Source organism: Copranaerobaculum intestinale (assembly GCF_009831105.1).
GTDB classification, from domain to species: domain Bacteria; phylum Bacillota_I; class Bacilli_A; order Erysipelotrichales; family Erysipelotrichaceae; genus Copranaerobaculum; species Copranaerobaculum intestinale.
In genome coordinates, this window is sequence record NZ_WUUQ01000001.1 from 841,021 (window position 1) to 866,757 (window position 25,737).

23 protein-coding genes are annotated in these 25,737 nt (G+C 41.8%); 21 read left to right on the forward strand and 2 right to left on the reverse strand.

Features of this window, described 5'->3' with window-relative positions:
- The first annotated feature begins 12 nt into the window (after positions 1 to 12).
- The 5 genes from GSF08_RS04165 to GSF08_RS04180 are packed head-to-tail and all read left to right on the forward strand — an operon-like array spanning position 13 to position 5,723.
- Complete coding sequence (locus GSF08_RS04165) at positions 13 to 2,130, forward strand: phage tail protein (RefSeq protein WP_160624550.1); 2,118 nt, start codon at positions 13 to 15, stop codon at positions 2,128 to 2,130.
- An 11-nt stretch (positions 2,131 to 2,141) separates the two neighbouring features.
- Complete coding sequence (locus GSF08_RS04170; protein WP_160624551.1) at positions 2,142 to 4,376, forward strand: phage baseplate protein; 2,235 nt, start codon at positions 2,142 to 2,144, stop codon at positions 4,374 to 4,376.
- A gap of 13 nt (positions 4,377 to 4,389) precedes the next feature.
- Complete coding sequence (locus GSF08_RS11510) at positions 4,390 to 4,566, forward strand: hypothetical protein (RefSeq protein WP_249805858.1); 177 nt, start codon at positions 4,390 to 4,392, stop codon at positions 4,564 to 4,566.
- Between the two features lies 1 nt (position 4,567).
- Positions 4,568 to 4,795, forward strand: coding sequence for a hypothetical protein (locus tag GSF08_RS04175; protein ID WP_160624552.1), 228 nt, complete (start codon positions 4,568 to 4,570; stop codon positions 4,793 to 4,795).
- 13 nt (positions 4,796 to 4,808) lie between these two features.
- Positions 4,809 to 5,723 (forward strand): peptidoglycan recognition protein family protein, encoded by a 915-nt coding sequence (locus GSF08_RS04180; protein WP_160624553.1) that lies wholly within the window; start codon positions 4,809 to 4,811, stop codon positions 5,721 to 5,723.
- A 94-nt stretch (positions 5,724 to 5,817) separates the two neighbouring features.
- Here the strand turns inward: GSF08_RS04180 and GSF08_RS04185 are convergent, their stop codons facing one another.
- Positions 5,818 to 6,663 carry a hypothetical protein gene (locus GSF08_RS04185; protein ID WP_160624554.1) on the reverse strand — a complete coding sequence of 282 codons (846 nt, stop codon included), beginning with the start codon at positions 6,661 to 6,663 and terminating at the stop codon, positions 5,818 to 5,820.
- 277 nt (positions 6,664 to 6,940) lie between these two features.
- A complete protein-coding gene (locus GSF08_RS11645) occupies positions 6,941 to 7,072 on the reverse strand; it encodes a hypothetical protein (protein WP_283809448.1) in 132 nt (43 codons plus the stop codon).
- Between the two features lie 341 nt (positions 7,073 to 7,413).
- On the opposite strand from GSF08_RS11645, the gene GSF08_RS04190 reads away from it, so the two are divergent.
- The 16 genes from GSF08_RS04190 to GSF08_RS04265 all read left to right on the forward strand — a co-directional run bounded on the left by GSF08_RS04190 (position 7,414) and on the right by GSF08_RS04265 (position 25,718).
- On the forward strand, positions 7,414 to 8,007 hold the full coding sequence (locus GSF08_RS04190) for a hypothetical protein (protein ID WP_160624555.1): 594 nt from the start codon (positions 7,414 to 7,416) through the stop codon (positions 8,005 to 8,007).
- 32 nt (positions 8,008 to 8,039) lie between these two features.
- The gene (gene msrA / locus GSF08_RS04195) at positions 8,040 to 8,522 is read left to right on the forward strand and encodes a peptide-methionine (S)-S-oxide reductase MsrA (protein ID WP_160624556.1); all 483 of its coding nucleotides are present in this window, start codon (positions 8,040 to 8,042) and stop codon (positions 8,520 to 8,522) included.
- A gap of 84 nt (positions 8,523 to 8,606) precedes the next feature.
- Positions 8,607 to 9,242: a VTT domain-containing protein gene (locus GSF08_RS04200; protein ID WP_160624557.1), complete on the forward strand. Its 636-nt coding sequence runs from the start codon at positions 8,607 to 8,609 to the stop codon at positions 9,240 to 9,242.
- A gap of 199 nt (positions 9,243 to 9,441) precedes the next feature.
- A complete protein-coding gene (locus GSF08_RS04205; RefSeq protein ID WP_249805860.1) occupies positions 9,442 to 11,796 on the forward strand; it encodes an ABC transporter permease in 2,355 nt (784 codons plus the stop codon).
- Positions 11,797 to 11,804: 8 nt separating this feature from the next.
- Positions 11,805 to 12,578, forward strand: a complete 774-nt coding sequence (locus GSF08_RS04210; protein WP_249805862.1) for an ABC transporter ATP-binding protein — start codon at positions 11,805 to 11,807, stop codon at positions 12,576 to 12,578.
- 4 nt (positions 12,579 to 12,582) lie between these two features.
- Complete coding sequence (locus tag GSF08_RS04215; protein WP_160624559.1) at positions 12,583 to 13,260, forward strand: response regulator transcription factor; 678 nt, start codon at positions 12,583 to 12,585, stop codon at positions 13,258 to 13,260.
- The gene (locus GSF08_RS04220; RefSeq protein ID WP_160624560.1) at positions 13,247 to 14,518 is read left to right on the forward strand and encodes a sensor histidine kinase; all 1,272 of its coding nucleotides are present in this window, start codon (positions 13,247 to 13,249) and stop codon (positions 14,516 to 14,518) included. The genes GSF08_RS04215 and GSF08_RS04220 overlap by 14 nt, the downstream gene beginning before the upstream one ends.
- 387 nt (positions 14,519 to 14,905) lie before the next feature.
- Positions 14,906 to 16,042, forward strand: a complete 1,137-nt coding sequence (gene iadA / locus GSF08_RS04225) for a beta-aspartyl-peptidase (protein ID WP_160624561.1) — start codon at positions 14,906 to 14,908, stop codon at positions 16,040 to 16,042.
- Positions 16,043 to 16,179: 137 nt separating this feature from the next.
- Positions 16,180 to 17,301 (forward strand): glycosyltransferase family 4 protein, encoded by a 1,122-nt coding sequence (locus GSF08_RS04230; RefSeq protein WP_160624562.1) that lies wholly within the window; start codon positions 16,180 to 16,182, stop codon positions 17,299 to 17,301.
- Between the two features lie 62 nt (positions 17,302 to 17,363).
- Positions 17,364 to 18,419, forward strand: coding sequence for a lysylphosphatidylglycerol synthase transmembrane domain-containing protein (locus GSF08_RS04235; protein WP_160624563.1), 1,056 nt, complete (start codon positions 17,364 to 17,366; stop codon positions 18,417 to 18,419).
- Complete coding sequence (locus GSF08_RS04240; RefSeq protein ID WP_160624564.1) at positions 18,416 to 20,401, forward strand: glycosyltransferase; 1,986 nt, start codon at positions 18,416 to 18,418, stop codon at positions 20,399 to 20,401. The genes GSF08_RS04235 and GSF08_RS04240 overlap by 4 nt, the downstream gene beginning before the upstream one ends.
- Complete coding sequence (locus GSF08_RS04245) at positions 20,398 to 21,330, forward strand: 3'-5' exoribonuclease YhaM family protein (RefSeq protein ID WP_160624565.1); 933 nt, start codon at positions 20,398 to 20,400, stop codon at positions 21,328 to 21,330. Before GSF08_RS04240 ends, GSF08_RS04245 begins: the two co-directional genes overlap by 4 nt.
- Before the next feature lie 14 nt (positions 21,331 to 21,344).
- Positions 21,345 to 22,247: a diacylglycerol/lipid kinase family protein gene (locus GSF08_RS04250; protein WP_160624566.1), complete on the forward strand. Its 903-nt coding sequence runs from the start codon at positions 21,345 to 21,347 to the stop codon at positions 22,245 to 22,247.
- Positions 22,248 to 22,343: 96 nt separating this feature from the next.
- Positions 22,344 to 23,477, forward strand: a complete 1,134-nt coding sequence (locus GSF08_RS04255) for an AAA family ATPase (protein ID WP_160624567.1) — start codon at positions 22,344 to 22,346, stop codon at positions 23,475 to 23,477.
- A gap of 85 nt (positions 23,478 to 23,562) precedes the next feature.
- A complete protein-coding gene (locus GSF08_RS04260) occupies positions 23,563 to 24,480 on the forward strand; it encodes an ABC transporter ATP-binding protein (RefSeq protein WP_160624568.1) in 918 nt (305 codons plus the stop codon).
- Positions 24,477 to 25,718, forward strand: coding sequence for an ABC transporter permease (locus GSF08_RS04265; RefSeq protein ID WP_160624569.1), 1,242 nt, complete (start codon positions 24,477 to 24,479; stop codon positions 25,716 to 25,718). Before GSF08_RS04260 ends, GSF08_RS04265 begins: the two co-directional genes overlap by 4 nt.
- Positions 25,719 to 25,737: the final 19 nt, after the last annotated feature.

Consider the following 25,737-nt stretch of genomic DNA (forward strand, 5'->3'; position numbering starts at 1 on the left):
GGAGGCAGGACTATGTTACTAATAAAAACAGCGCAGGGCTATCTGCCGTTGGAAAACCGAACCAATTTTAGTATAACTACCGAATATGAGGGCGAGCAATCGCTCTCTTTTGATATTCAGCCATCAGATTCTAACTTTACATATTTGAAGGAAGAATCATCACTTCGATTTGAAGATAATGATTTTCTGATTAAATCAATTAACCAGCGAAAAGAAATAGCTACTATCACGGCTGAAATTGACATGGATGAATGGAAAAAACAGATATATCCTCGTTTTATTCGTAAAAACATAGGGTTTACGGAATTGCTGGAGTACATTATTCCATCCGGATGGACGCTCGTAGGTGCTGGTACAGTTGTAGGGCACACAGATATTGACATGGAAGGATGCACTGATTACGAAATTCTAATGGCATGTAAACAGTTATATGGTGTGGTCTATGAGTATCATACCGCTTCAAAACAGATCAAGATCATTCATCCGGATCTGATTCAGCCGCGGGGTTTGTATATGAGTGATGAATTGAATTTGCAGAATTTGGAATTTAAAGGATCAAGCAGCGGATTCGTAACCAGATTGTATGCATATGGTAAAAAAACGGAAACAAAAGATGAGGACGGCAATGTTTCAGCGGTTTCCTATGTGAATTTTGCGGTGCTCAACAAGGGCAAAGAATATATTGAAAATCATGAATATAGTGAAAAAATTGTTTCTGCCTATTGGCATGATGACGCAATCACGGATGAAAAAGAGCTTTTGGATGAAGCAATCGAAAAATTAAAAATAGCTGCAATTCCCAATCGCTCTTATAGCTGTAAACTTATCGATCTTTCAAGAATAAATCCCAAATATCGCATGCTGGATTTTAAAATGTATGATAAACCTACCTTAATTGATAATCGGTGTAATTTATATATTACTCATCAGATCGTACAATACAAACGGTATCCAGATAATGAAGGTCTTAATGAAATTGCTTTGAGTACTTCCTTTAAAAACATATCTGGTACCATCGACAGTATGAAGACATCGATATCAGCGCTTGATGTGAAGACAAAACAAAATCAAGAAACTTCCAATGAAATCATTCGGGATGTTGCGTCAAATACAGCGCTTATCAAAAATACCTATACAAAAGGAGAAACAAATACGGTTATTACTTCTGCGGTTCAGCAGGCAGCTGATGAAATTTCAGGGTCACTTCAAATCATTGAGGAAAACGAAAAAGCGCAAGATATACGGATTGAAAATGCAGAAGTTATGATTCAGCCGGATAATATTAAAAATATTGTTTCTTCGGAATATTACAAAAAAGATGAAACAAATCAGTTGTATTCAACAAAAAGTGAGTTATCATCTGCAATCACGCAGACCAAAAAGGATGTTACGACAATTCTTACCGAAATGTCTGGTTTTAATTTTCTTTCGAACTCCTGCGGATGGAGCGGAACCGATTTTTGGTATCGTGAAATAGATGAACATGGAAATAAATTACCTGTAAATACAGATGTTACTGGTATTCGAAATAATGATACAGATGATCACACCGTTTCCGGACATGCGTTTTTACTAAAGCAGGGATCCTTGAAGCAGGATGTTCGACTGTCCTTGGGCAGTACCTATACATGTTCTGTAAAGGTACGGAAATATATGACTGCAAGTTCTATTAAAATCATTCAAAATAATCAAGCGTTAATTCTTTTTGAAAGCGATGCTTTGTATACCGATGAGGATTGGCACGAGTATTCCCTTACCTTCATATGTACCGCCTCTATCGTAACAATTTCTGTATCCTCATCCGCGGAATGGCTATTGGTTTCAGACTTTATGCTGAATGATGGAACCGTTAAAAAGACATGGACGCCCAATAACGACGAAATTTACACCACTGGGGTAAAAATTGACCGCTCTGGGATACGCGTACATCAATCCGAAACCGATACAGATACCGTAATTGACAGTACCGAGTTTGCAGTAGAATATCAGGGCAAAAAGGTGATTCGTGTAAATCGTGATACAACCGAGCTGGAAAATGCTCACATTCGAGGAAATGTTCAAATGGGTAAGCTCAGCATTATTGCATCTGCTGATAAATCTCGTGTGGACTTTTTCTTGATGGATGAATAGGAGGAATGAATATGGCATCTTTTTCAGGCGCTTGCAGTGGTAGTGGAGTAACCGGTTATTTGGATGTATCGGCCGTGACCCTCTCCGGTTCATACCCGAATATAGTCGCAAATTATAGTGCATCCGTACGATGGCATTGTACCTATGAGGGAAGTGTATATTACAATGGTTCAACCGTAACAATTAATGGTAAGACGTGGACCGGCAATATCAGCTTCAGTGTGAACGGAGCAAACTCTCCAAGCTATGGTTCACAAAGCTTTTCAGTAGGTCTTGGTAGTTCAAGATCTGTTTCAATCAGCGTCAAAAGCAGTGTCAGTACGTATCCGTTATTCAACTTTTCAGCGAGTGGAACTGTGAGCTCCCCGGCGGTTGAAGCGGCTACGAACTATACGATATCATCAATCAGCGGGATTACTGAAAATTCCTGTGTAGTTTCTCATACCTTGAACAGTACCCGAAACTATTGGTATGTAAAGCTCTATGATGCGAATACCGGTACGTACTGGAATTTGAATACAAATAATGGGAATGGGACAACGACCATTACCGGCTTAAATCCAAACCAAACATATACTTTTAAAGTACGCGTGTATGGCCGAAATGGTGCTTATTTGGGTGAAAGTGCAGCAAAATCAATCACTACGCTGGGAAAATCAGGCATTGGAAACCAACCTTCCTATAAGATTGGCACTGCATTTGACTTATTGATTAACGGATACAGCGACTTATTTACACATACAGCACAATTCACAATCGGCAGCTATTCCTTTCAACGCACAAACCTAAAACGGGGAACGATTACCATTCAGCCGACGGATTCTGAAAATAATGAAATTTACACACAGTTAACAACGGCCGTAACAAAGGATATGAATATTCAACTGACAACTTTTGTGAATGGTGTATCCATCGGTAATACGAGTGGGACAGGCAGTGTTCAGATTGATCAATCCATATGCGCTCCAGATGTAAACAGTTTTACATATCTTGATACAAATGCGGTTACAGTCGGTCTAACCGGAAATAATCAATATATTATTCAAGGACATTCTGAAATCGAAGTACGTGATATCGCGGCAGCGGCAAAGCACGCTGCTTCACTTCAAAAATATCGTGTTATGGTGGACGGCTCCGCTTTTGAAAGTACCGCGACAACGATTCATACAACCCAAGCCTTTGCGGATACCGGGATAACGGTGTATGCAATCGACAGTCGTAATCTCCAGGGATCTTTGACAAAAGCATTTTTGAAGTTCATACCATATGCTGAACCTAAGGTAGAAATCCGTTTACATCGGCGTAATGATATTGAAAATTCAACCTCGCTTATTTTAAAAGGAAGCTATGATCCAATGATGATCGATCAGGAACAAAAAAATGATCTTTTATCGGTAACCTATTGTTATAAAGAAGAAAAAGAAACGGTTTATGGGAATGAAGTATCCATCACAGTCGTAAAAGGTGAGGACGGATCCTTTACATTTAATAATATTATCGGGGACTTTCCTTCTGAACACGTATATCATTTTCAAATAAGGATGACTGATAAATTAGGAACCTATACCTATTCAGCGATTTTAAATGCCGGAGTTATGTCGATCTCAATTAAGAAAAACAGCGGCAATTATGCCATTGGCATCAATAAAATACCCGAGCTGGATAAGGGGTTGGACATAGCAGGTGATATCCGCGTCAACGGAATAAAGTTGAATGCTCCGGAAATATATCCTGTTGGCAGTATTTATATCAGCATCCAAAATGTCAATCCTGCGCAGTATTTTGGAGGTGTGTGGGAACGTTATGCGCAAGGAAAAACCTTGATAGGGGTAGATGAAGGTGATTCCAGCTTTCAAAAAGCAGGTATATCCGGCGGTCATAAAGAGCTGCAGTCGCATACCCATGCGGTTACGATTGCAAACAGCGGTGCTCATACACATACTGTTTCTGGATCTGCCGCATCAGCAGGAAATCATAATCACAGCTACAATGGCTGGTATTGGATAAACGGTTCTGTGCTGCCGGCATCTTCAAAATATACGTTTATGTCACATTATCGAACCAGTGATCCTACTCAGGTGCCGCCTTCTCAAAATGCCGGCGGTGCACATACTCACTCGATATCTGGTACCGCTGCAAGTAACGGAGCACATGTTCACACCGCGACTGCAGCGAATACGGGTTCTGGTAATGGCGGAAATCTACCGCCTTATATGACGACGTATTTTTGGCTGCGAACAGCTTAGCGGAGGGAAAATGATGAAAGAAAATTTAATAAAACTGATTCGTGTAAAAAGTATTGTCACCTTGATCCTCACCGGTGTCTTTTCTTATTTATCACTCACTCAAAAAATCAAAAGCGATCAATTCATGACCGTTTTTACAGTAGTCATCGCATTCTATTTTGGTACGCAAAGCATGAAAAAGGGGGAGTAATATGAATACGGATATTTTAGTAGCAATGATCGGCGGAATTTGCGTGGCTGTCCCTACGATTATCACAACATGTATTAGTAATAATAAGGCGAATGCGGTGATGCATTACAAGATTGAGTATCTTACAAAACAAGTAGAAAAACATAATAACGTTGTAGAAAGGATGGCTGTTGTGGAAAACAGTATCAAGGCTGTACACCGAAGAATAGATGAATTAAGTGAACGTTAAAGGAGGAATAAAAATGGCAGAAATAAAAAGAATGTATGCTCCAATACTTCCATATGGAGCTCGCAGCGGACAAATACGTTTAGGCATGCGGGGAGTGACCATCCATCAGACCGGAAATCCATCAAAAGGAGCAGGCGCAGTCAATCATGCTGCTTATCTGCAAAACAGCGGTAAAAATATCCAAGCTTCCTGGCACTACTGCGTTGATGACCATGTGATTACGCAATCAATTCCAGAAAATGAAATTGCTTGGCATGCGGGAGATGGCTATGGGGATGGAAATTATAAAACCATCGCCATTGAAATTTGTATCAATTCCGACGGAAATATGAGGAAAGCCTGTGATAATGCGGCTGAACTGGCTGCCGATATTCTGAAGCGATATGGTCTTGGAACAGAACATCTTTTTCAGCATCATGACTGGTCAGGAAAAAATTGTCCGGCACAGCTTCGATCCGGCATACCATATGATTGGAAAACCTTCCAAGATAAAGTCGATGGTTATTTGAAACGGATACCTCAGCCTCCACCGATTGGTAAGATCCGTAAAATCAATCAAAACCATATATTCAAGCTTGGAGATCTTATAATATTCCCCAACGTCTATCGTGTTGATGAAGTAACAGCGAACGGACAGCAAGGGTTTGTAAACGGAGCGATTGCATCGTACGAGTTATGTTATGGAAAACCGGTTTTTGAACAAAATTGGATTGATGCGGGCCCCTGTGATGAGGTCAATGCTCATGGAGTGAAATCCGGCGATCAGATCTTTGTGCCGGGCGAACGATTTCGTATTCGTGGTGATTTTAAGGTGCTGGATGTATACCGGGAAACTGCTGATATGCCAAATGGGGCTATTAAGATTCATATCGGACAGAAGGATGTAATTCTGGATGCCGGCCCCGCATATTTTGTCTATTTTGATTAGAAAAAGTCTACCTTCTTAATTGAGGGTAGACTTTTTTTGCAGGTTTGATGGAAGCTATCGTGATCTATACGTCTCATGAATGAGTTTGTTGATTCTACCACCAAGAATATTCTTTGGTTTTGCTATCGTAATCGACGTAGGTAGTTGATCCATCCTCATTGCGCAGGGACAGCGAAACCTTCAGCAATTGCGCATCCGCAATATTGCCGGAATTTGGACCAAAGGTATCTTCGACTGCGCTGACATCGCCAGGAAGCAGAGTATCATAGCAAGTCAAATAATGCGTATCATTTTCAAATTGATATTTATAAGAAATACTTGTAATGGTTTTAGTTGAATTGTTTTTGAATTGAGTCTGCATATAAACCGTACCGATGGAATTCGGCGGCAGACATTTAAAATCTACCAGCTCGATTTGATCGATCGTGATTGGAATTGCTTTTGACAAAGCTTCATCGGTAACATTATTTATCGTCAGCTTGCCATCTTTTAAGAGCACGATGTAGCCGTTGATATTTTCTTCTTCTCCACCGCCATTATTGAAATATTTGATGATAGCGTTATGATTGGAAGTACTTAATTTGAAACAGGACAGCTTCAAGGAACCATTGACCGCCGCAATATAATCATCTGAATAATTACTGTCTGATTTTCCTTTATCCGTTAATGAAATTTTACTTACTTTATTATCCTTAACATAAATCTCAATGAAGCTTTTTCCAGAATTGAATGATGCTTTTCCTTTATCCCCGTCGCCGCTTTTATACACCAACTCTTTGACATCATCCTGCTTCTGTAATTCTTTTACCGTGTCTTCGATCAATGTTCGAGCACTCTTGTGATCTTCAAAATCACTTTCCAAGGTTGCCTTTTTTTCGCCGCAGGCAGACAGCCCCAACACCAACAAAGACACTAGAAAAAGCCTTACTACTTTTTTCATACCCCAATATCCTCCTTTTGAATTATATACTATGTGTGATTTAGCACATAAGTACCACCGTTGCAATATCCTATCCAAGTGAAACTTAATTTATACTACTTAAACCTTTTATAAATGAAATATCCTATCTTTATTATAGTACGGTTATAAGGTTCCGACAACATAAATTGAGTAGCGAGGACTTACCAATTAAAGAAAAAACTGCAGCATCCTTATCGAAAAGTGCAGTTTGTTCGCAGTAACAGAGAAAATTTTAGTGTTTTTGCTTCTTTGAAGTTTAGAATTCATCTTCTTTCAACTCTAAATTATCCAGGACTTCACATATTTCTTTTTCTGTCAGTCCTAGCTTTTTCAAGATTTCTTTTACTTCCAAAATTGCGGAAGTCGGTTCCGTGTTAGGATTCTCCATGTGTTCACCTCGATGCTATTTTTACATAATTTGATGATTTGAAAGAAAATTTAAAAATTGAGCTGATGAGGTAACTTTTATATCAGTTTTTAATTTGGATTTTCTCTCTTTTCTGCATTATAGCATACTTTTATTGAAATGAAATCTGTATCAAATGGCCGCAAATCGAAAAATTTACTTCATGTATGTATAAATATTGATTAAATATGAAGTTATTCCCATTTGAAAAAAGATTTCAGCTTATGTGAATATAAAACTTAATTTTTAAACATGTGAATATCAGGTCTTTTTTCATATAACCCGGACTGGTATAATACATACAGAAAGTATGAGGGAAGCTTATGAGACCGGTGATGACTCTAAAAGATTTTGAACGTGATCTGCATGATCGCCACGGCGATCATGATAAAAATGTGGTTGCGCTGATACTGGCTCCGTATAATCAACACGGAGTTAAACGCATTGTCGATCAGTACTATCATACGTGGCATCTGCAATGCGGCAGTGATTTAGATATGTTCTGGATCGGCTATGGATCAATATTTGAAAAAAGTGACTACGTGATAAAATTGGAACTAGCGGAAGGCAATCCGGAAAATATCCATTTTGATTTAAACCGCTTCCTGGCTGGGGAAAGGGATATCAATACTCGCTGTCATTTCACCTATCATGAAGATTTTGAACTGCTGCTGTTTAATTATGAGCGTGGTCATGTGAATTACTATGACCACTTTCGAATTGACCTTCAATCCTCACTGCTTCATGAGCGGGATCTGCGGGAGCTGATTTCCATGATTATTGAATTTACGAAGGATGGAAAAAGTATCACCCGCCTGAAAAATGAAATCAAACTGAAACTGAATTTAAAACGTCTGAAGAAAGTGAAAATCAAGGATTTGCTAGGCTATCTGAAACAGGCTCAGATGCTGGGTTAAGCAATTGCCATACAGGCAAAAGGAGTGATTGTATGCAGAAACATGTGATTTATTTGGCTGGAGGATGTTTTTGGGGTGTGGAAGAATATTTTTCTAGACTGCACGGAGTAACGGACACGGAAGTAGGTTACGCTAATGCCGATCAAAAAGGGGAGCTCACCTATGAGCTTGTTTGCCAAGGAACGACAAATGCCTGTGAAGCCGTAAAGGTAACATTTGATGATGAAAGCATATCTCTGCGGAAAGTATTAGACGCATATTTCAACGTGGTCGATCCGACGCTTCACAATCGCCAGGGCAATGATCGGGGCGTTCAGTACCGTACCGGGATCTATTATGTGCATGATGAAGACCTCACGAAGATTCAGGCACGCATTGCACTGGAACAGCGTCGCTATCAAGCTCGTATCGTTACTGAGGTAATGCCGCTGATGAACTTTCAGCTGGCGGAAACATATCATCAGGATTATCTGAAAAAGAATCCGAATGGGTATTGCCATATTCGATTTGATTGAATGTTAAGATTTTGTTAAAAAGGACAGCTTTTCTCGTAAAAAATCTATTTCATACTATAATAGGAAAAGATGTGAGGTATGGATATGGATATGATAGCGTTTATTTTACATATTGATCAATACATTCCCGCACTGATGGATCAGTTCGGGATTTTTATCTATGCGGTATTATTTTTGATTCTGTTTTGTGAAACCGGTTTGGTTATCACCCCGTTTCTTCCAGGTGATTCCATTCTGTTTGCCTGCGGAGCGCTGTCTGTCAACGGAAATATTCAAGCAGTTCCGCTGCTGGCACTCTTCCTTGCGGCGGCAATACTGGGTGATGGCGTCAATTATATGATCGGCAGAAGGATTGGAGGTTATATGCTTACAGCTAATCATCGATTGATAAAGCCGGCTTACATTGAAAAAGCGCAGTCCTTCTATGACTTATATGGCGGAAAAGCAATCCTGCTGTCACGGTTTATACCAGTCGTGCGAACCTTTGCTCCCTTTGTGGCCGGAATTGGAAAGATGCCGTATCGTCATTTTGCTGTATATAATATTTTGGGTGCGGTGATTTGGGTGCCTTTGTTTCTGAGCTTGGGATACTGTTTTGGCAATCTTCCCTTTATGAAAAGTCATTTTACTTTTGTGGTTGCCGGTATTATCATGTTTTCATTCATCCCAGTGCTGCTGGAAGGATATCGTGCATATAAAAAGCGTAAAGCTTTGGCATAAGTAAAAATGTAAGCATTAGAAAACAGAAGCATAATCGAAGCAGTGTATGCTTCTTTTTTTCAGTTATTTTAAATTTCTTCAAAAGAAAATATTTCTATATGTGATTTAAGGATTTTTTCATAATTGACAAGTTATACTTGTATTATCCTATGAGAAAGAAAGGAATCAAATTATGAATTTCCGAATATTACAAAGAGATATGATGAAAAGAAAAGGCGTCAATATGATCCTATTTCTATTTATAACATTAGCTACGGTTTTTCTGGCAAGCAGTGTCAATAACATTCTTGTTGTCAATTCAGCTGTGGAATATTTTATTGATTATGCGAATGTGCCGGATATCAATATTGTTATGAAATCGGAAACAGATACCGAAAAAATCAATGCCTGGCTTGATCAGCAGATACAAAAGGGAGCGATCGAGCGCTATCATTATCAGGCTTTGCGGACACTTTCTGAAAAAGCGGTGAGGATTTCCGCAAACGGTAAAGAAAAAAAGTTAGATACCAAAGGTGATTCACTTTATGTCGGTACGATACCTGATGAATTCAATCAGGCATTTGATGAATCAGGCAAACGATTCACCTTAAAATCCGGTGAAATAGCGATGTCTGGATCGATGATGGAAAGAAATCATTTAAAGCTTGGCGATACCTTTTTGTTGAAGCTGGGAGATGAAACTAAGACTTTTCAGATCACGGTAAAAACCAAAGATGCGGCATTCGGCAATGAAATGGCAGGGATGAGCCGGTTTCTGGTGAATGATCGTGATTTCCGTGATATTTCCAAGAACACCTTGGGCATCGGTTTATATGATGTAGTATCCAAGGATGCCTTTGCTTTTACTCAGAAGCTGGATAACCAAGGATTTACCAGCATTGCCAATACGGTGACCAGGGACATGTATAGAAAGATATATTCCTTTGATATGATCATGGCGGGTCTTTTGATCCTGATCGGGGTATGCCTGATTTTGATTGCTTTACTGGTATTGCGTTTTACGCTTGTCTTTACTATTGAGGAGCAGTATCAGGAAATCGGAATTTTAAAAGCAATCGGCTTACGCGATAATGCCATCAGAAAATTATACTTGGTGAAATATTTTGCGATCGTTATGGCTGGTGCTGTGCTGGGGCTCGGCATCAGTGTACCGGTCAGTACAATGATGATTGCCGGAATTAACAGCAATATGGTGATGGAAAACAGTTCGGCACATCTTGGAGTCAGTATATTGTGCGCAGTCTTTGTAGTTGTACTGGTGCTCGCTTTTTGTTATTTCTGTACTCGCCGTTTAAGTCGGGTTTCAGCGATTACAGCGATCCGCGGCGGTGATATCGGCGAGCGGTATCACAAACGGTATGGCTTGCTGCTGCACAAACGCAAGTATATGCCAGTCATCCTGTATTTAGGAAGCAATGACATTCTCAGTCATTTAAAGCGATATACAGTTTTGATCATTACATTTTGTATCAGCTTCATTTTGATCACCATTCCGCTGAATACATTAAACACAATGCGCAGCGATGAAATGGTGAAAAAATTCCTGTTAGATCCCAACAGCTCCGTATATGTTCGTCAGATCGAACTGGAATCCGAAGGAAAATATATGGATGTGAATGCCTTGAACGCGGGAATAGATCGGCTTCAAAAGGAATTGAAAGCGGAAGGCTATGATGCAAAACTTCATGGAGAAGCAATTTTCTTCCTGCAGATTAAAGGCTTGGATGCTTCTCAAACTATGAATTTGATGAGTGTGCAGATTTTGGATCAAAATGCTTCCTATGCGCAGTATTCTTCCGGCAGTGCCCCGAAGCTGGAAAATGAAATTGCATTCTCTGAATATATAATGAAGCATAAAGGATGGGAAATCGGAGATTATGTAACCGTGCTGATCAACGGAAAAGAACGTACCATGATCATTACCGGAACATACAGTGATTACATGCAGCTGGGAAAAAGCGCCAGAGTGAATCCCAATATTGATTTAAGCCAGGAAATAATGTTCGATTACTGGACGATCATGGTGAATATGAAGACGGATATGACGCAGGAAGAAACTGCGGTGAAAATGCAAAAGCTGTTTCCTGATTATGAATGGATGAGTGCTCAGCAGCTAGTTGATTCCAATATCGGGGGTATTCAGGATATTTTAGATGAATTATTATTGCCGATGACAGCGATGCTGTGTCTGGTGATCATGCTGATAACGCTTTTGATGGAAAAACTGTTTATCACGCGTGAAAAGGGAGAAATCGCGATGATGAAGAGTATCGGCTTCCGTTATTCAGCGATTCGAAGCTGGCAGATTATCCGCATGAGTTTAGTAGTGCTGACATCAATGTTCATTTCCATCCCGCTGTCACTGTTAAGCAATCAGTTTCTGTTAAAGCCGATTTTTGCGATTATGGGAGCTGAGGTACAGATTCAGGTTGATGCAGTTCAGGCATACTTGTTGTATCCGGCAGGGTTATTGATCGGCATTATCCTGGCAACGATCCTTGCCACCCGCAGTATCAAATATGTCGATATCCGCGAAATGAATAATTTGGAGTAGGAGGAAATATGATGGAAGCTTTGAATATAACCAATTTATGCAAAACCTATGTAGTCAATAAACGTTCTAATAATGTGCTGCGTAATGTAAATCTGAAAATTGAACAGGGAGAAATGGTCGCGGTTATGGGGCCCAGCGGTTCTGGCAAAACGACACTGCTGTATACGATCAGCGGCATGGATCGGGCAACTGCCGGAAGTGTGGATTTCTTCGGACGTGAGCTGACCGATATGAAGGGAAACGAAATGAGTGATCTGCGTCTGCGGGAGATGGGATTTGTCTTTCAGCAGATGTATATGCTTAAAAATCTGTCAATATATGATAATATAGTTTTACCAGCCTATCAAGCCCAAGCAGGGCATCATAAAGCAGGCAGGGCGGATATTTGTGAACGGGCTGTCATGCTGATGAAAAAACTGGGTATCAGCGAAGTGAGTGAGAATGCGGTAAACGAGGTGTCAGGCGGTCAGCTCCAGCGTGCCTGTATCTGCCGCAGTCTCATCAATCAGCCGAAAATCATATTTGCGGATGAGCCGACCGGAGCCCTGAATAAACAAAGCTCTGGAGAAGTGATGGATGAACTCAACCGTATTAATCATGAAGGTATGAGTATTCTGCTGGTTACCCACGATATGAAGGTAGCTTCACGCTGTGAACGTGTTTTATATATTGAAGATGGTACCATTCGTGATGAGTTCGCGCTCGGCAAATGGGACATCACGCAGGATATGCGAGTGCGTGAGCGTAATTTGAATGACTGGCTGATTAAGCTTGGATGGTGATACTGTGATTGATATCCTACTGATTGAAGATCATGTCGAACTTGCGAATCTCATCGATGCCTTTCTGAAAAAGAAGGGCTTTTCGCTTTGGCATGCCGCAGATGCGGAATCAGCCTTGGACTGGCTGAAGGATCATGATGTGCAGATCATCCTGCTGGATATTACCTTGCCGAATATGGATGGCTTCGGTTTTTGTAAAGCGCTGCGGTCAACATCGGATGTACCGATCATGATTCTATCAGCTCGCTGTGACAAAGGTGATAAACTGCTCGGCTATGAACTGGGAGCAGATGATTACATGGAGAAGCCGATCGATCCGGATTTATTAACTGCGAAAATAAATGCGCTGCTGTTTCGCTTCAATACGAAGCATTCCGGCAAACCGATTCATTCGGGGGCATTGTGCATTGATTCTGCGGCACATAAGGTATCCTTTCATCAGCAGCCGCTGGAACTGAATGTCAAAGAATTTGAACTGCTGCTTCTGTTTGTGCGAAATCCCGGTAAGACCCTGCATAAAGAATATCTGTTTAATCAGATATGGGGTGCAGACAGTGACAGTGAAAATCAGACCTTGACCGTGCACATCAAAATGCTGCGGTCGAAAATCGAGGAAAACCCTCGCCAGCCGCAGCGTATCCGCACGGTTTGGGGAGTCGGATACCGTTATGAAGAGGTTTAAATTTATCATAGGCTTTACGATCGTACTGTATGCGGTGCTGGCAACTGCCGTTTATCTGTTCGTGCAGGGGATCAGGGAACAACGCAGCAATGCTCACCATACAGATATTAACCGCATTATGGGGCAGCTGATAGAATCAAAATCAGTCGAGGATGTGAATTTACAGGAGTATGAGACGATCAAGCAGATAACATTCCTGGAAGCCGAAGATCGCGACCCTGCCCGGCTGAGATCTTTTTATCAGGAGGGTAATCAAAATAGCTATGTGATACAGCCCTGGTATCAGGATCATCAGCTGCGCGGCTATTTGAAATTCATCTATCGGCCGCAGCATTTTTCGCTGACCAATTTTCTGATCCTTTCAGAAGGCTTGCTGGCATTGATTGAAGGTTTGGTGCTTTTGCTTTTGTGGTATTTGAAAAAACATATTCTTACGCCGTTTCAGCAGCTCAGTGATCTGCCTCAGCAAATGGTGCACGGACATTACAAGGGGGAAATCAAAACGGAAAAAAGCCGCTATTTCCGACAGTATCTATGGGGTATGGGACAGCTGAAGGATGAACTTGAGGTATCGCGGAAACGGCAATATGAACTCATGAAGGAAAAAAAACAAATGCTGCTGTCGCTGTCACATGATATCAAAACCCCTTTAAATCTGATTAAGCTCTATTCAAAGGGAGTGGAGGAAGCGGTATTCGATGAAGCTGCCAGTCGCAAAGCAATGGTTCAGATTAATACAAAATGTAATGAAATAGAGCGTTACGTAGATGCGATAATGCAGTCCTCTCGTGAGGATATTCTGGATATCGCGGTGGATAACAGTGAATTTTACCTAAAGGAGCTATTAGAAAATACCCTTTCTGTATACCTTGATCAATGTCAAAAACGAAATCTTACTTGGATCATGGATCCTTATCAAAACTGCCTGCTGAAAGGGGATCTTCACCGTGCGCAGGAGGTGCTGGAGAATCTGTTAGAGAATGCTTTGAAATATGGAGACGGCCGCCAGATACACATGTCTTTTCGCGAAGAGGATTACTGTCAGCTGATCTGTGTATTTAACACCGGAGCGGTCGTCGAGGATCAGGAGCTGAATCACCTTTTTGACAGCTTTTATCGCGGTGCTAATGCACAGGGCAAGGCGGGCAGTGGACTTGGTTTATATATTTGTCGTCAACTGATGCGTAAAATGGACGGTGATATATTTCTGGAAAAACGGCTGGATGGAATGGCATTCACAATGGTTTTTCGTTTTTGACGATAACCGAGCATATGCCGGCATGACATAAAGCTGCCATTGCGCATGTGCTTTTTGCTTGTCATGTTTAAGCGGTCAATCCTAATGCTAGATAATGTCGTATATGATTACAATGTTTGTGAATGAAGCTTATTGAAGTACTTCATCAAAAGGTTATATTGATGCAGCCCAAATTATATTGTTAAGACAACAATATAATTTGAATGCCTGTTTACAAACATATTGAATTAATAATGAGTTTATCACGGATCCGCGAAAATCATAGATATTTGTAAGCGGTTTCGATAAATCATCTCAAATGCATGATATATGCGTGCTTTTCCATTCTGCGCATGATACAATCAAATCAGTAATTGTAATAAGCAAAGATAAAGGAGCGAAACTGATATGATTCTGATTCAACAAGTGCATGTATATGCACCACAGGATTTAGGCATCAAAGACGTATTGCTGGCAGGAACAAAAATCGAGCGAATTGCCGATCATATGGAAATTGCGGGAGCTGAAATTATCGACGGACGGGGTAAATCATTAACGCCCGGATTCATCGATCAGCATGTGCACATCACCGGTGGCGGCGGTGAAGGAAGCTTCCATACCAAAGCACCGGAAGTAAAGCTGAGCGAGCTGTTAAAGGGCGGTATTACAACCGTACTGGGCCTGCTTGGTACAGATGGGTTTTCCCGGAATGTGGAGAATTTGGTTGCGAAAGCCAAAGCGCTGAAGGAAGAGGGAATCAGTGCGTATACACTGACCGGTTCTTATACCTATCCAAGTGTAACCCTGAGCGGTGATATTAAAAAAGATATCATGTTTATTGATGAAATGCTGGGTGTTAAACTGGCAATTTCCGATCATCGATCTTCCCAGATCACCCTTGCCGAATTGAACCATATAGCATCAGATGCCCGCGTTGCCGGCATGCTGAGCGGCAAGCCCGGCTTTGTGACCCTGCATATGGGAGATGATCACGCAGCGCTAAGTATGGTGCGCGAAAGTGTTAACACGACAACCATACCGATTACCAGCTTCCGTCCGACTCATGTTAACCGCAATCCATATTTATATGAAGAATCGCTGGGCTTTCTGGAGATGGGCGGTTATATTGATCTTACCTGTGCCTTACCGGGAGATGATCCCTGTGCGGAATTTGTAAAACAGGCGCTTGATCGCGGCATTGATACGCGGCGTATGACGATCAGCTCGGATGGTCAGGGCTCATATTCAGACTATGATGAAGATGGCAATCTGACAAAAATCGGTGTTGCCAGTGTCGCGGCCATGCTGGAGGAATTTCAAATCATGGTACGGCAATATCACTTTCCGATGGAACTGGCTTTGACATATATGACATCCAATGTAGCGGAAGCTCTTGCGATTCAGAATCTGAAGGGTTATCTGAAAGCGGGATGGGACGCGGACGCACTCTTGTTTGATGAACAACTGGAGCTGGACAGCGTGTTTGCCAAAGGGCGTCAAATGATGAAAAATCATGAAGTCCTCATAAAAGGAACCTTTGAGTGATCGGCTGATCACTCTTTTTCCTGTCTTACAAACTTGTAATTTTTCTGTATGTTTTAAGATAATGGGGATTATGGTATAATGAACAGGCAAGGTTCAACATACTAATAAGTGAAAACAGACAATCTGTTTATGGAGGGATGATTTTGGATAATCGTATCGTCATTAATATGCTTTCAAGTGCAGATAAAATAGAAGGTCAGGGAGTAGGAAGTGCATATCTGGAACAGGTGAAGCTGGTAAGTGAAGGAGCGCCCGATCTGTTTGATGTCCGTATCAACAGTATCAAGGCTGCTGATATTAACCATGCCCATACGGTTGATCCGCAGAATTATGTGAAGATGAAGATGAATAATGCCGGCGCGAATGTATGCTATGTGCATTTTCTTCCGGATACGCTGAATGGCAGTATCCAGCTTCCGAAAGCCCTTTTTGCCGTTTTTAAAAAATATGTGGTCAGTTTCTATAAAGCAGCGGATTACCTGATCGTCGTAAATCCAACCTTCATGGATGAGCTTGAAAAATACGGGATTCCACGTGAGAAGATGGTATACATACCAAACTATGTATCCAAAGAAGATTTTTATGAAAAACCACGGAATGAGCGAAATCTGATACGTCAGAAATACGGAATTGCAGAGGATGCCTTTGTGGTGATCGGCGTCGGTCAGGTTCAGACACGCAAAGGGGTGCTTGATTTTGTCGATGTGGCAAAGCGGCTGCCGGATATTCAATTTGTATGGTGCGGAGGCTTTTCGTTTGGGGCGATCACCGATGGCTATGCGGAGCTGAAAGAAGTCGTGGAGAATCCGCCGGCAAATGTGAAATTTCTGGGGATCATTCCGCGTCAGGAGATGAATGATTTCTATAATCTGGCCGATGTGCTGTTTATGCCGTCCTATAATGAATTATTTCCAATGGCTATTCTGGAAGCAGTAAATTTAAAACGGCCGTTGGTGCTGCGTGATCTGGAATTGTATGAGGATATTCTGTTTCATAAGTATCAGAACGCAGATGATAATGAAGGGTTTTCAAACTTGATTCGAAAGCTTCATGAAGATCCTGACTATTATCGGACATGTGCTCAGGAAAGCGGCTTTATCAGCGAGTATTATTCAAAAGAGAATGTGTTAAAGATATGGAAGGAATTTTATACGCGGGTTTATGAAGAGCAGCTGAGTCAGAATGCCAAGGCACAGAAGCGGAAGCAAAAACTGGCGAAACGGGCTTTTAAAGAAGCAAAACGGCAGGAAAAATTGTAAGCCTGCGTGAGATTGAATGCATCTTTACAGATGTTCAATCGATGAAAAAACAAGGTGAAAGTATGAAAAAGATCTCCAAGAGCTATTTCCTTAACTTTGTGCTGATTTTCGGATTGACGCTATTTGCATTATGGTTTGCGTTAAAGGATCATTACCGGGAAGTTATGAATTCACTGGCACAGGTACGCTGGTACTGGTTTATCATTATCATCGCATGGGGAATTTTCTATACCGTTGTTATCGGGCTGATATTGACCCTGCTGGCACGGGAATATAAAAAAAATTATACCATTAAAGAGGGACTGGTGAACGGTTTTGTCGGTGCCTTTTTCAGTGGCATCACCCCCAGTGCTACCGGAGGTCAATTTGCCCAGGCTTATATTTTTAAAAAACAGGGAATCAAGGTCAGCGACGGAGCTTCGCTGTTATACGCGGACTTTATTATTTATCAGACGACGATGATCGCTTATGTTACGATCCTTTTCCTGCTTCGTTTTTCTTATTATTATCAAACTGTTTCACAGTTTTTTATCTTTATTCTGTTTGGCTATTTCTTTAACAGTTCAATCATCGTTCTGCTTTGGACAATGGCAAAATTCCCCAAAGTTTATATAAAGCTAAGTACATGGGCAGTCAAGCTGCTTCATAAAATACATATCATTAAGGATGAGCAGCGAACCCTGGAAGGCTGGTCGATCCAGTTGAATGCTTTTACCACTGAGATCAAACAGCTTAAAGATAAAAAGAAATTGATTTTTAAAGCGGTGCTGCTGAATGTGCTTCGCTTGACCGTATGGTTTACCTTGCCATATGCGGTAGCGGTAGCGATTGGTGTAGATATGCATTTGTCGATGCTGTTGGATGTTGTGGCAATGTCGGCGTTTGTATCTATGGCCAACGCTTTTATCCCGGTGCCTGGAGCCAGCGGCGGAACCGAATTGGTATTTACCTGGATTTTTTCAGCAACCATGATGAGTGCGATGCAGGCAAGCAGTGTCATGATCCTTTGGCGGTTTTCAACCTATCATTTGATTCTGCTGATCGGCGGAGCGGTTTTTCTCTTCGCTAAGCGAAAGTATGATCATCAAAAATTTGTTACGGAAGGGGAGCATATATGAGAATCGGATTGTTTTCAGATACCTATACACCGGATATCAACGGCGTGGTATCCAGTATTGTAACACTTCAGCACCAGCTTGAGAAAAACGGTCATGAAGTGTACGTAATCACCAATCATAAAGCGCTGATTACAACCCAGTGGGAAGGAAATGTACTGCGTCTGCCGGGGCTGGAGCTGAAATGGCTGTACGGATATAAATTATCAACCCCATATCATTTCAGTGCGAAAGAGGAAATTCGGAAGCTGAACCTGGACGTCATCCATGTACATACCGAATTCGGGGTAGGAATTTTTGCGCGTTTGGTCGCAAAATCACTGGATATCCCAGTTGTTTCCACCTATCATACAATGTATGAGGACTATACCCATTATGTTAATAAATTTGATATCAATGAAATAGATAAGGTAACAAAGAAAATTACATCGGTGTTCAGCCGCTCGATATCAGATACCTGTCAGGGCGTTATCGCTCCCAGTGACAAGACCAAGGAGACTCTGATCAAATATGGGGTGAAGACGCCGATTTATGTGATTCCTACCGGTCTTGATCTGTCTGAGTTTGATCCGCAGCGGGCCGATTATGAAAAAGCAGCGCAGCTGCGGTTAGCGTATGGTATTCAGCCGGAAGACAAGGTCATTGCCTATGTGGGACGCATTGCGAAAGAAAAAAGCATTGATCTGGCCATTGAGGGATTTCGCTATGTGAAAGATCCTAACCTGAAGCTATTGATCGTTGGCGGCGGTCCCCAGTTGAAGGAGCTAAAAGAACTGGCGGCTTCCTATAACCTGCTGGATAAAGTCAAATTTACCGATAAAATACCAAGGGCGGATATTTCAACGTATTATTTCTGCGCTGACGCATTTGTTTCGGCATCCTTGACTGAAACCCAGGGGATGACCTTCATTGAAGCCCTTGCCTGCGGGCTGCCGGTATTTGCACGTCCGGACGATGTACTCACTGATCTGGTTATTGAGAATGTCAGCGGTTATCTGTTTCAAGAACCGCAGGAGTTTGCAGCGAAGGTAGAAGCCTTCTATGAATTGGATGAGCTGCATCGTCAGAAAATGAAACAGCATGCCCGGGAAAAGGCGCTGATGTATGATGCGGATATTTTCTATCATAAAGTTTTGAGTGTTTATTATCAAGCGATTGATGATTATGAGGATTGTTATACCGTTACGAAAATCAAACAGATGGATGACTGCGTACGTATTTATGCGGAAAACGAAAAAGAGGATGAACCGACAAAGATATTGATCAGCATTGAAGATTATTTTGAGTTTAAGATACGGATCGGTACGCGGATTGATCGTTCACAAATGGAGGATTTTCAACATAAGGAACAGGTCATCAATGCCTATCGGATGTGTATACGCAAATTGCGTTCCAAGGATCGAACTAAGAAGGAATTGGCTGATATATTGCGTAGTCAGGAAAATCTGAACAGTGAAGATATCGATCAGGTGATCGGCGCCTTGGAGGTAAAGGGTTATATCAACGATTACTTATATATGACCGCAAAGATTGATAAGATGCGTTCCTCGCTGCAGGGGCGTTCTAAAATAATTTATACATTGATGAAAAAAGGCATTCCCCGTGAGATGATCGAGGCTGCTTTGGAATCCAGTGACGAGCTGGAAGAGGGAAATGCTGAATCCATGGCAAAACGTTTACAAAATTCAATCAAGGATCGTTCATTGAATATGAAAAAGCAGATGATCGTATCTAAATTGATCAGCAGTGGCTATTCATCTTCTATTGCGAATGAAGCCGTGGGCAAGCTGAATTTTGATAATGAGATGGATAATGAGCAGGAAGCGCTGCTGAAAACAATTCAGAAAGCAATCCGCACCTATGAGCGGAAATATAAGGGAACGCCGCTGAAAAATAAAGTTATTCGCTATTGTATCAATAAAGGATTTGCCTCCGGTGATGTATTGGCAGCAGTGAATGAGATGGAGTGGGGGGAAAATGAATGAGCAAACAGATTCGAGCATATGCCGATGGCGATAAGCTGACGGTTAAGGTTTTGCTGAATACGGTAACCAAAGGAGTTACCAATAAGGGTGCTCCGTATCTTTCCTTCGTTTTCCAGGATGGCAGCGGTACGATCGATGCAAAATACTGGAATGTCAGTAAGGAAGCGCTGGATGCGTTTAAACCGGGCATGCTTGTAGAAGTGAACGGTGATGTATTATGTCACAATCATCAGTTACAGTTCCGCGTTCAGAATATGAAAGAGATTTCTCAGGAAGGGATTGATCTTCGGGATTATGTAAAAGCAAGTGAACTGAGTGAAAACCAGCTGAAATTTGAAATCATGAAATATGTGTCCGATATTCAGGATACAACGATAGCGAAGCTGGTGCGGGAAATGCTGAAGCAGCGCGAAGAAAAATTCTTTGTGTATCCGGCGGCGCAGAAAAATCATCATGATTTTGTCGGCGGTCTTGCTACGCATGTGCTGGGAATGCTGAAGCTGGCTGATACCTTAGCTGCTTCTTATCCGCTGTTAAATCGAGATTTGCTGATTGGCGGCGTCATTCTGCACGATCTTGGCAAGTTGGATGAGCTGAGCGGAGCGATCGTCACGGAATATACGATGGAAGGAAAGCTTTTGGGGCATATTTCTTTGATGCAGGCGGAAATCAGCGATACCGCAAAGCGTCTGGGGCTGGAAGGTGAAAATGTAACCCTGCTGCGGCACATGGTGCTGTCACATCATGGTGTATATGAATATGGTTCACCGGTTCTGCCGATGATACCGGAAGCGGAGATGCTTTACTTGATTGATAACATCGATGCACGGATGAGTACTTTGAAGAAAGCGCTGGAGCCGATCGAACCGGGCAATTTTACACCGCGTATCTTTGCATTAGAAAATCGAGCTTTCTACAAACATAAATAAACTAGGGGTAGGATATGAAAAAACAGGCAATGGTTGTTATGAATCCGACGGCTGGAAAAGGCGCCGGTAAAAATACGCTGTTTGCGGTTGCGGATGGCTTGTGCCGAGGTGGCTATGATGCGGTCGTGATGATCACGCAGCGTGCCAATCATGCACGGGATCTGATGATCGAGCGGTCATCGGATTTTGATATTGTGATCTGCATTGGCGGTGACGGTACGCTGAATGAATCGGTAAGCGGTTTGATGGCGCTGCACGATCGGACACCGCTTGGCTATATACCGACCGGCACCGTGAATGATTTTGCATCGACGCTCCATCTATCTCATAACGGGGAAGAAGCAATTCAGGATATTGTAGACGGGACTCTGTTCCCCTGTGATATCGGATCGTTCAACGAGCGATATTTCACTTATGTCGCGGCTTTCGGGGCTTTTACTGAAGTATCCTATACCACTTCACAGTCTTCCAAAAATCTGCTTGGGCGGGTGGCATATTATCTGGAAGGCTTAAAGCATCTGCCTAAAATTAAAACCTATCATGTGAAAATAGAATATGACGGAAAATTGATTGAAGATGAGTTTATTTTCGGAGCGATTTCTAACAGCCGTTTCATTGGCGGGAATACGTTTTACAGCACGAAGCACGCACAGCTGGATGATGGAAGATTTGAATGTCTGCTGATTCGTCCGCCGCAAAATCCCCTGGATTTACAAGCGATTGCGGCTGCGCTTTTGAAACAGGAACTCAATGATAAATTCATGATTTTTTTCACTGCGGAATCGATTAAAATAACGAGTGAAGAGGAAATCGCATGGACGCTGGATGGTGAAAATGGTGGGATCATGAAAGCTGTCACGATCAAAAATTGTCCGCACGCAATAGATTTCATCATCGCAAAAGAGCATAACGAATAAGGGTAAAAGAATTGGAAAACATATTTTTTATCCTTTTTTTTACTTTTTTTGAACTTTTTAAAGCTTGCATGCATCTTACTAATAGAGGTGACGTCTATGCTAGTTTCAATTCGTTTACAGAATATTCGTTCTTTTTATGAAAAAACAGAGTTTTCGCTGCAGGCTGAAAGTATCTGTGAATTTCGGGATTCCATCATTTACTGGAAGCGTAATAAAACCGATGAAGTGAATACAGTTCCGCTTCATATTATTCTGGGAGATCACAACAGTGGAAAAACCAATCTGCTTGAAGCGCTGGAAATGCTGCAGCAAATTCTATTGGCCGGAAGTCTTGATTCCCTTACTCCCGAAGCAAATATCGCTTCTTTTGGACATGAGGAAGAACCGATTTTGTTAGGCTTCATGGTGATTGAACAGCAAATAATTTATGACTATGAATTTGCATTTCTCTGGGAAGATGATCACTATGAGGTAACCTATGAAAAGCTGGATGTTAATCGCTTTACACTGTTTGAGCGGCATCGGCAGAGTATTATGATCACCAAAACCGGAAAGGCTTCCCAGTATTATAATGAAAACTGCCGCAATATGCTGGAACAGCAGGAGCGGCTGAGTGAAGGCTATGCTTCCGATGAACTGTATCTGACCGGGGGATTTCGATATGGATTGGGACATGATCTCGTAACACAGCTCCATAATTTTATACAAGGGAAGCTGCATATTATTTTCCAATTGGAATTGCCGATCCAGCTGAAACAGAAAGCAAAGATACGCGATTTTCTAAAACATATACATTATGAGCTGGAGCTCGATGATTTGAATAAGCTTTCTCATGGTTCCCGGCGTTTTCTGGCTCTTTGTGATTTGGTCTTTGACGCATTGGCGAACGGATACGTATTATGCATTGATGAATTAGACAGCGGCTTGCAGACGAATCCGGTCATGGTGCTTACCTCGCTGTTTCACAACCGTGCCTATAATCCGTATGGCGCCCAACTGCTGTTCATAACTCAGAATCCGCTGTTTCTCAATAAGAATTATATCCGTCGTGATGAGGTTACCTTCTTCACCAAGCCTCAGGATCAGACTCAAATTTCATCACTATTGACGCATGCCCTCAGAGAGAATAATTATTTGCGGAAATTTACAGCTTATGAATATGGTGTGATTCCCAAGCTTGATTTGGAACAGTTTCTTCCAAAAGCACGCATAAATGTTAAAAAACTGTGAAATAAGGAGTTTTTATACTCCTTTTCTTTTCTTGATTTTGAATACATGGTAGAATATTTTTATATTCAAAGAAAGGAGATAGAATATGAAGCTAGAAATAAAAGACATTCATAAGAGCTTTGACGGAAATGAAGTGCTTCACGGCGTTCATTTTTCAGTTGAAAGCGGAAAAGCTCTTGGTCTGCTTGGAAGAAACGGTGCTGGTAAAACAACGACGATTCGTATCCTGATGGATGTTTTCAAAGCGAACAGCGGAAGCATTACAATGGATGGAAAACCGTTTCACCCAAAAGAATATAAGATTGGTTATCTCCCGGAGGAGCGAGGGCTGTATCCGAAGAAAAAAGTGAGAGAACAGTTGATTTATCTGGCGCAATTGCGCGGTGTGAGCTATAAAGAGGCAAGCGACTCACTGAAGCACTGGCTGAAGCGTCTGGGAATTGAGGAATATGAAAATCGGCGGTTGGATACTTTGTCGAAGGGCAATCAGCAGAAGGTGCAGCTGGCACAGACCTTGTTAGCCGATCCGGATATCGTAATTTTGGATGAGCCCTTCAGCGGTTTAGATCCAGTAAATTCTCAGATACTGAAGGATGTGGTGCTGGAATTGATTCAGGATCATAAGCTGGTGATCTTTTCCTCACATCAGATGAGCTATGTTGAGGAATTTTGTGAGGATATTGCAATTATGAATCATGGCTCGATTGTATTGAACGGGGGGCTGAAGGAAATCAAACGCAGCTACGGTCAAAATCGGCTGGTTCTGCAGCTGGCTGGAAAAACACCGGAAGCGACAGCGGATATTTGCCGGCAGGAGCTGCTGAGTTATGTCAGTGTCTATGAGAAACAAAAGGATCGGGTCATCCTGGAACTGCAGGAAGGACGTACCAAGACAGAACTATTGGCGGCAATCGTTAAAGCTAAGCTGGATGTGGAAGCGTTCATGGATTATGAGCCGAGCCTGACTGATATCTTTGTATGGAAAGCAGGTGATGAAGCATGAAGCAGTTTTTTACCGTACTGCGCTTTGAACTGCTGTCAATGATCCGTGCAAAAAGCTATGTGGTATCAACGGTAATTATCTCTTTGATTATTGTGATAGGACTTAATGTCCCCAATATCATACATGCGTTCAATGGCGATGACAGCAAGCAGGAAGACGGCATTGGAGATGTTTTTTCAGATGAGAAAGCAACCTATGCAGTTTATGATGAAAAGGGCATTATGAATGCGAAAGACCTGAAAGCGTATTTTCCGAATACGAAGCTTTTGCAGGCAAAAGATACTTCTGATATGAAAAAACTGGTGGAAAATGAAAAGGCCGATGCGGGATTTGAAATTACCAGCCTGACTTCTTATGACTACTATGTTAAAAATACGTCCATGTACGATTCTAATACTCAGCTGTTTGATCAGGTCATGACACAGAATTATCGTTTATCACAGTTTCGCGAAATGAACATCGACGGGAATAAAGTCAATCAGATCTTATCGACGCAGATTACTCATGAGGAAAAAATACTGGGTAAGGACGGTGTGAAAAACTATGCCTATACCTATGTACTGATCATGGTTATCTATATGATGATCATTATGCACGGTCAGCAGATTTCCATGAATGTCGCAAGCGAGAAAAGCAATCGTTCAATTGAAATTTTGGTTACCAGTGTGGACAGCAATGCGTTGATTTTCGGTAAGGTAATTGCCGGCGCACTGGCAGGTATTTGTCAGGTTGCTTTCCTATTGGCGGTCGGCGGCATTACGTATTCCATGACAGCCGCTTCCTGGGGCAATGCCCTAGATATGCTGTTTCATATTCCGCCGCAGGTATTGCTGAGCTTCGCGGCCTTTGGTATCGTCGGATACTTCTTCTATATCTTCATTTATGGCGCGCTGGGTGCACTTGTGTCCCGTACTGAAGATATTGGCTCTGCCGCAACGCCGATCACAATCGTCTTTGTAATCGTATTCTTCGTTACCTTCATCGGCATGAATGATATGGGAGGATCCATGGTGAAAATTGCTTCCTTCATTCCATTCAGTTCATTCATGACCATGTTTGTACGGATTTCGATGGGTACGGTAACGTTGATTGAGATTCTTGTTTCCTTCATAATTCTGCTTGCTTCAACAATCCTGGTAGGATTTGGTGCGGCGAAGATCTATCGTAAGGGAACTTTGATGTACGGCAATACGATTAAGTTCAAGAATGCTTTGAAATTTCTGAAGCATAAGGATTAATGTAAAACAGATGCGAGAA

Excerpts from the sequence above, each read along its gene's own strand:
- GSF08_RS11510 (WP_249805858.1), top strand. The coding sequence starts at position 4,390 with ATGAAAGAAAATTTAATAAAACTGATTCGTGTAAAAAGTATTGTCACC.
- GSF08_RS04190 (WP_160624555.1), top strand. The coding sequence starts at position 7,414 with ATGAGACCGGTGATGACTCTAAAAGATTTTGAACGTGATCTGCATGAT.
- GSF08_RS11645 (WP_283809448.1), bottom strand. The coding sequence starts at position 7,072 with ATGGAGAATCCTAACACGGAACCGACTTCCGCAATTTTGGAAGTAAAA.
- GSF08_RS04240 (WP_160624564.1), top strand. The coding sequence starts at position 18,416 with ATGAGAATCGGATTGTTTTCAGATACCTATACACCGGATATCAACGGC.
- GSF08_RS04200 (WP_160624557.1), top strand. The coding sequence starts at position 8,607 with ATGGATATGATAGCGTTTATTTTACATATTGATCAATACATTCCCGCA.
- GSF08_RS04210 (WP_249805862.1), top strand. The coding sequence starts at position 11,805 with ATGATGGAAGCTTTGAATATAACCAATTTATGCAAAACCTATGTAGTC.
- GSF08_RS04185 (WP_160624554.1), bottom strand. The coding sequence starts at position 6,663 with ATGAAAAAAGTAGTAAGGCTTTTTCTAGTGTCTTTGTTGGTGTTGGGG.
- GSF08_RS04230 (WP_160624562.1), top strand. The coding sequence starts at position 16,180 with ATGATTTTGGATAATCGTATCGTCATTAATATGCTTTCAAGTGCAGAT.
- GSF08_RS04220 (WP_160624560.1), top strand. The coding sequence starts at position 13,247 with ATGAAGAGGTTTAAATTTATCATAGGCTTTACGATCGTACTGTATGCG.
- GSF08_RS04260 (WP_160624568.1), top strand. The coding sequence starts at position 23,563 with ATGAAGCTAGAAATAAAAGACATTCATAAGAGCTTTGACGGAAATGAA.
- GSF08_RS04205 (WP_249805860.1), top strand. The coding sequence starts at position 9,442 with ATGATGAAAAGAAAAGGCGTCAATATGATCCTATTTCTATTTATAACA.
- GSF08_RS04175 (WP_160624552.1), top strand. The coding sequence starts at position 4,568 with ATGAATACGGATATTTTAGTAGCAATGATCGGCGGAATTTGCGTGGCT.
- GSF08_RS04255 (WP_160624567.1), top strand. The coding sequence starts at position 22,344 with ATGCTAGTTTCAATTCGTTTACAGAATATTCGTTCTTTTTATGAAAAA.
- GSF08_RS04180 (WP_160624553.1), top strand. The coding sequence starts at position 4,809 with ATGGCAGAAATAAAAAGAATGTATGCTCCAATACTTCCATATGGAGCT.
- msrA (WP_160624556.1), top strand. The coding sequence starts at position 8,040 with ATGCAGAAACATGTGATTTATTTGGCTGGAGGATGTTTTTGGGGTGTG.
- GSF08_RS04235 (WP_160624563.1), top strand. The coding sequence starts at position 17,364 with ATGAAAAAGATCTCCAAGAGCTATTTCCTTAACTTTGTGCTGATTTTC.
- GSF08_RS04265 (WP_160624569.1), top strand. The coding sequence starts at position 24,477 with ATGAAGCAGTTTTTTACCGTACTGCGCTTTGAACTGCTGTCAATGATC.
- iadA (WP_160624561.1), top strand. The coding sequence starts at position 14,906 with ATGATTCTGATTCAACAAGTGCATGTATATGCACCACAGGATTTAGGC.
- GSF08_RS04170 (WP_160624551.1), top strand. The coding sequence starts at position 2,142 with ATGGCATCTTTTTCAGGCGCTTGCAGTGGTAGTGGAGTAACCGGTTAT.
- GSF08_RS04250 (WP_160624566.1), top strand. The coding sequence starts at position 21,345 with ATGAAAAAACAGGCAATGGTTGTTATGAATCCGACGGCTGGAAAAGGC.
- GSF08_RS04165 (WP_160624550.1), top strand. The coding sequence starts at position 13 with ATGTTACTAATAAAAACAGCGCAGGGCTATCTGCCGTTGGAAAACCGA.
- GSF08_RS04245 (WP_160624565.1), top strand. The coding sequence starts at position 20,398 with ATGAGCAAACAGATTCGAGCATATGCCGATGGCGATAAGCTGACGGTT.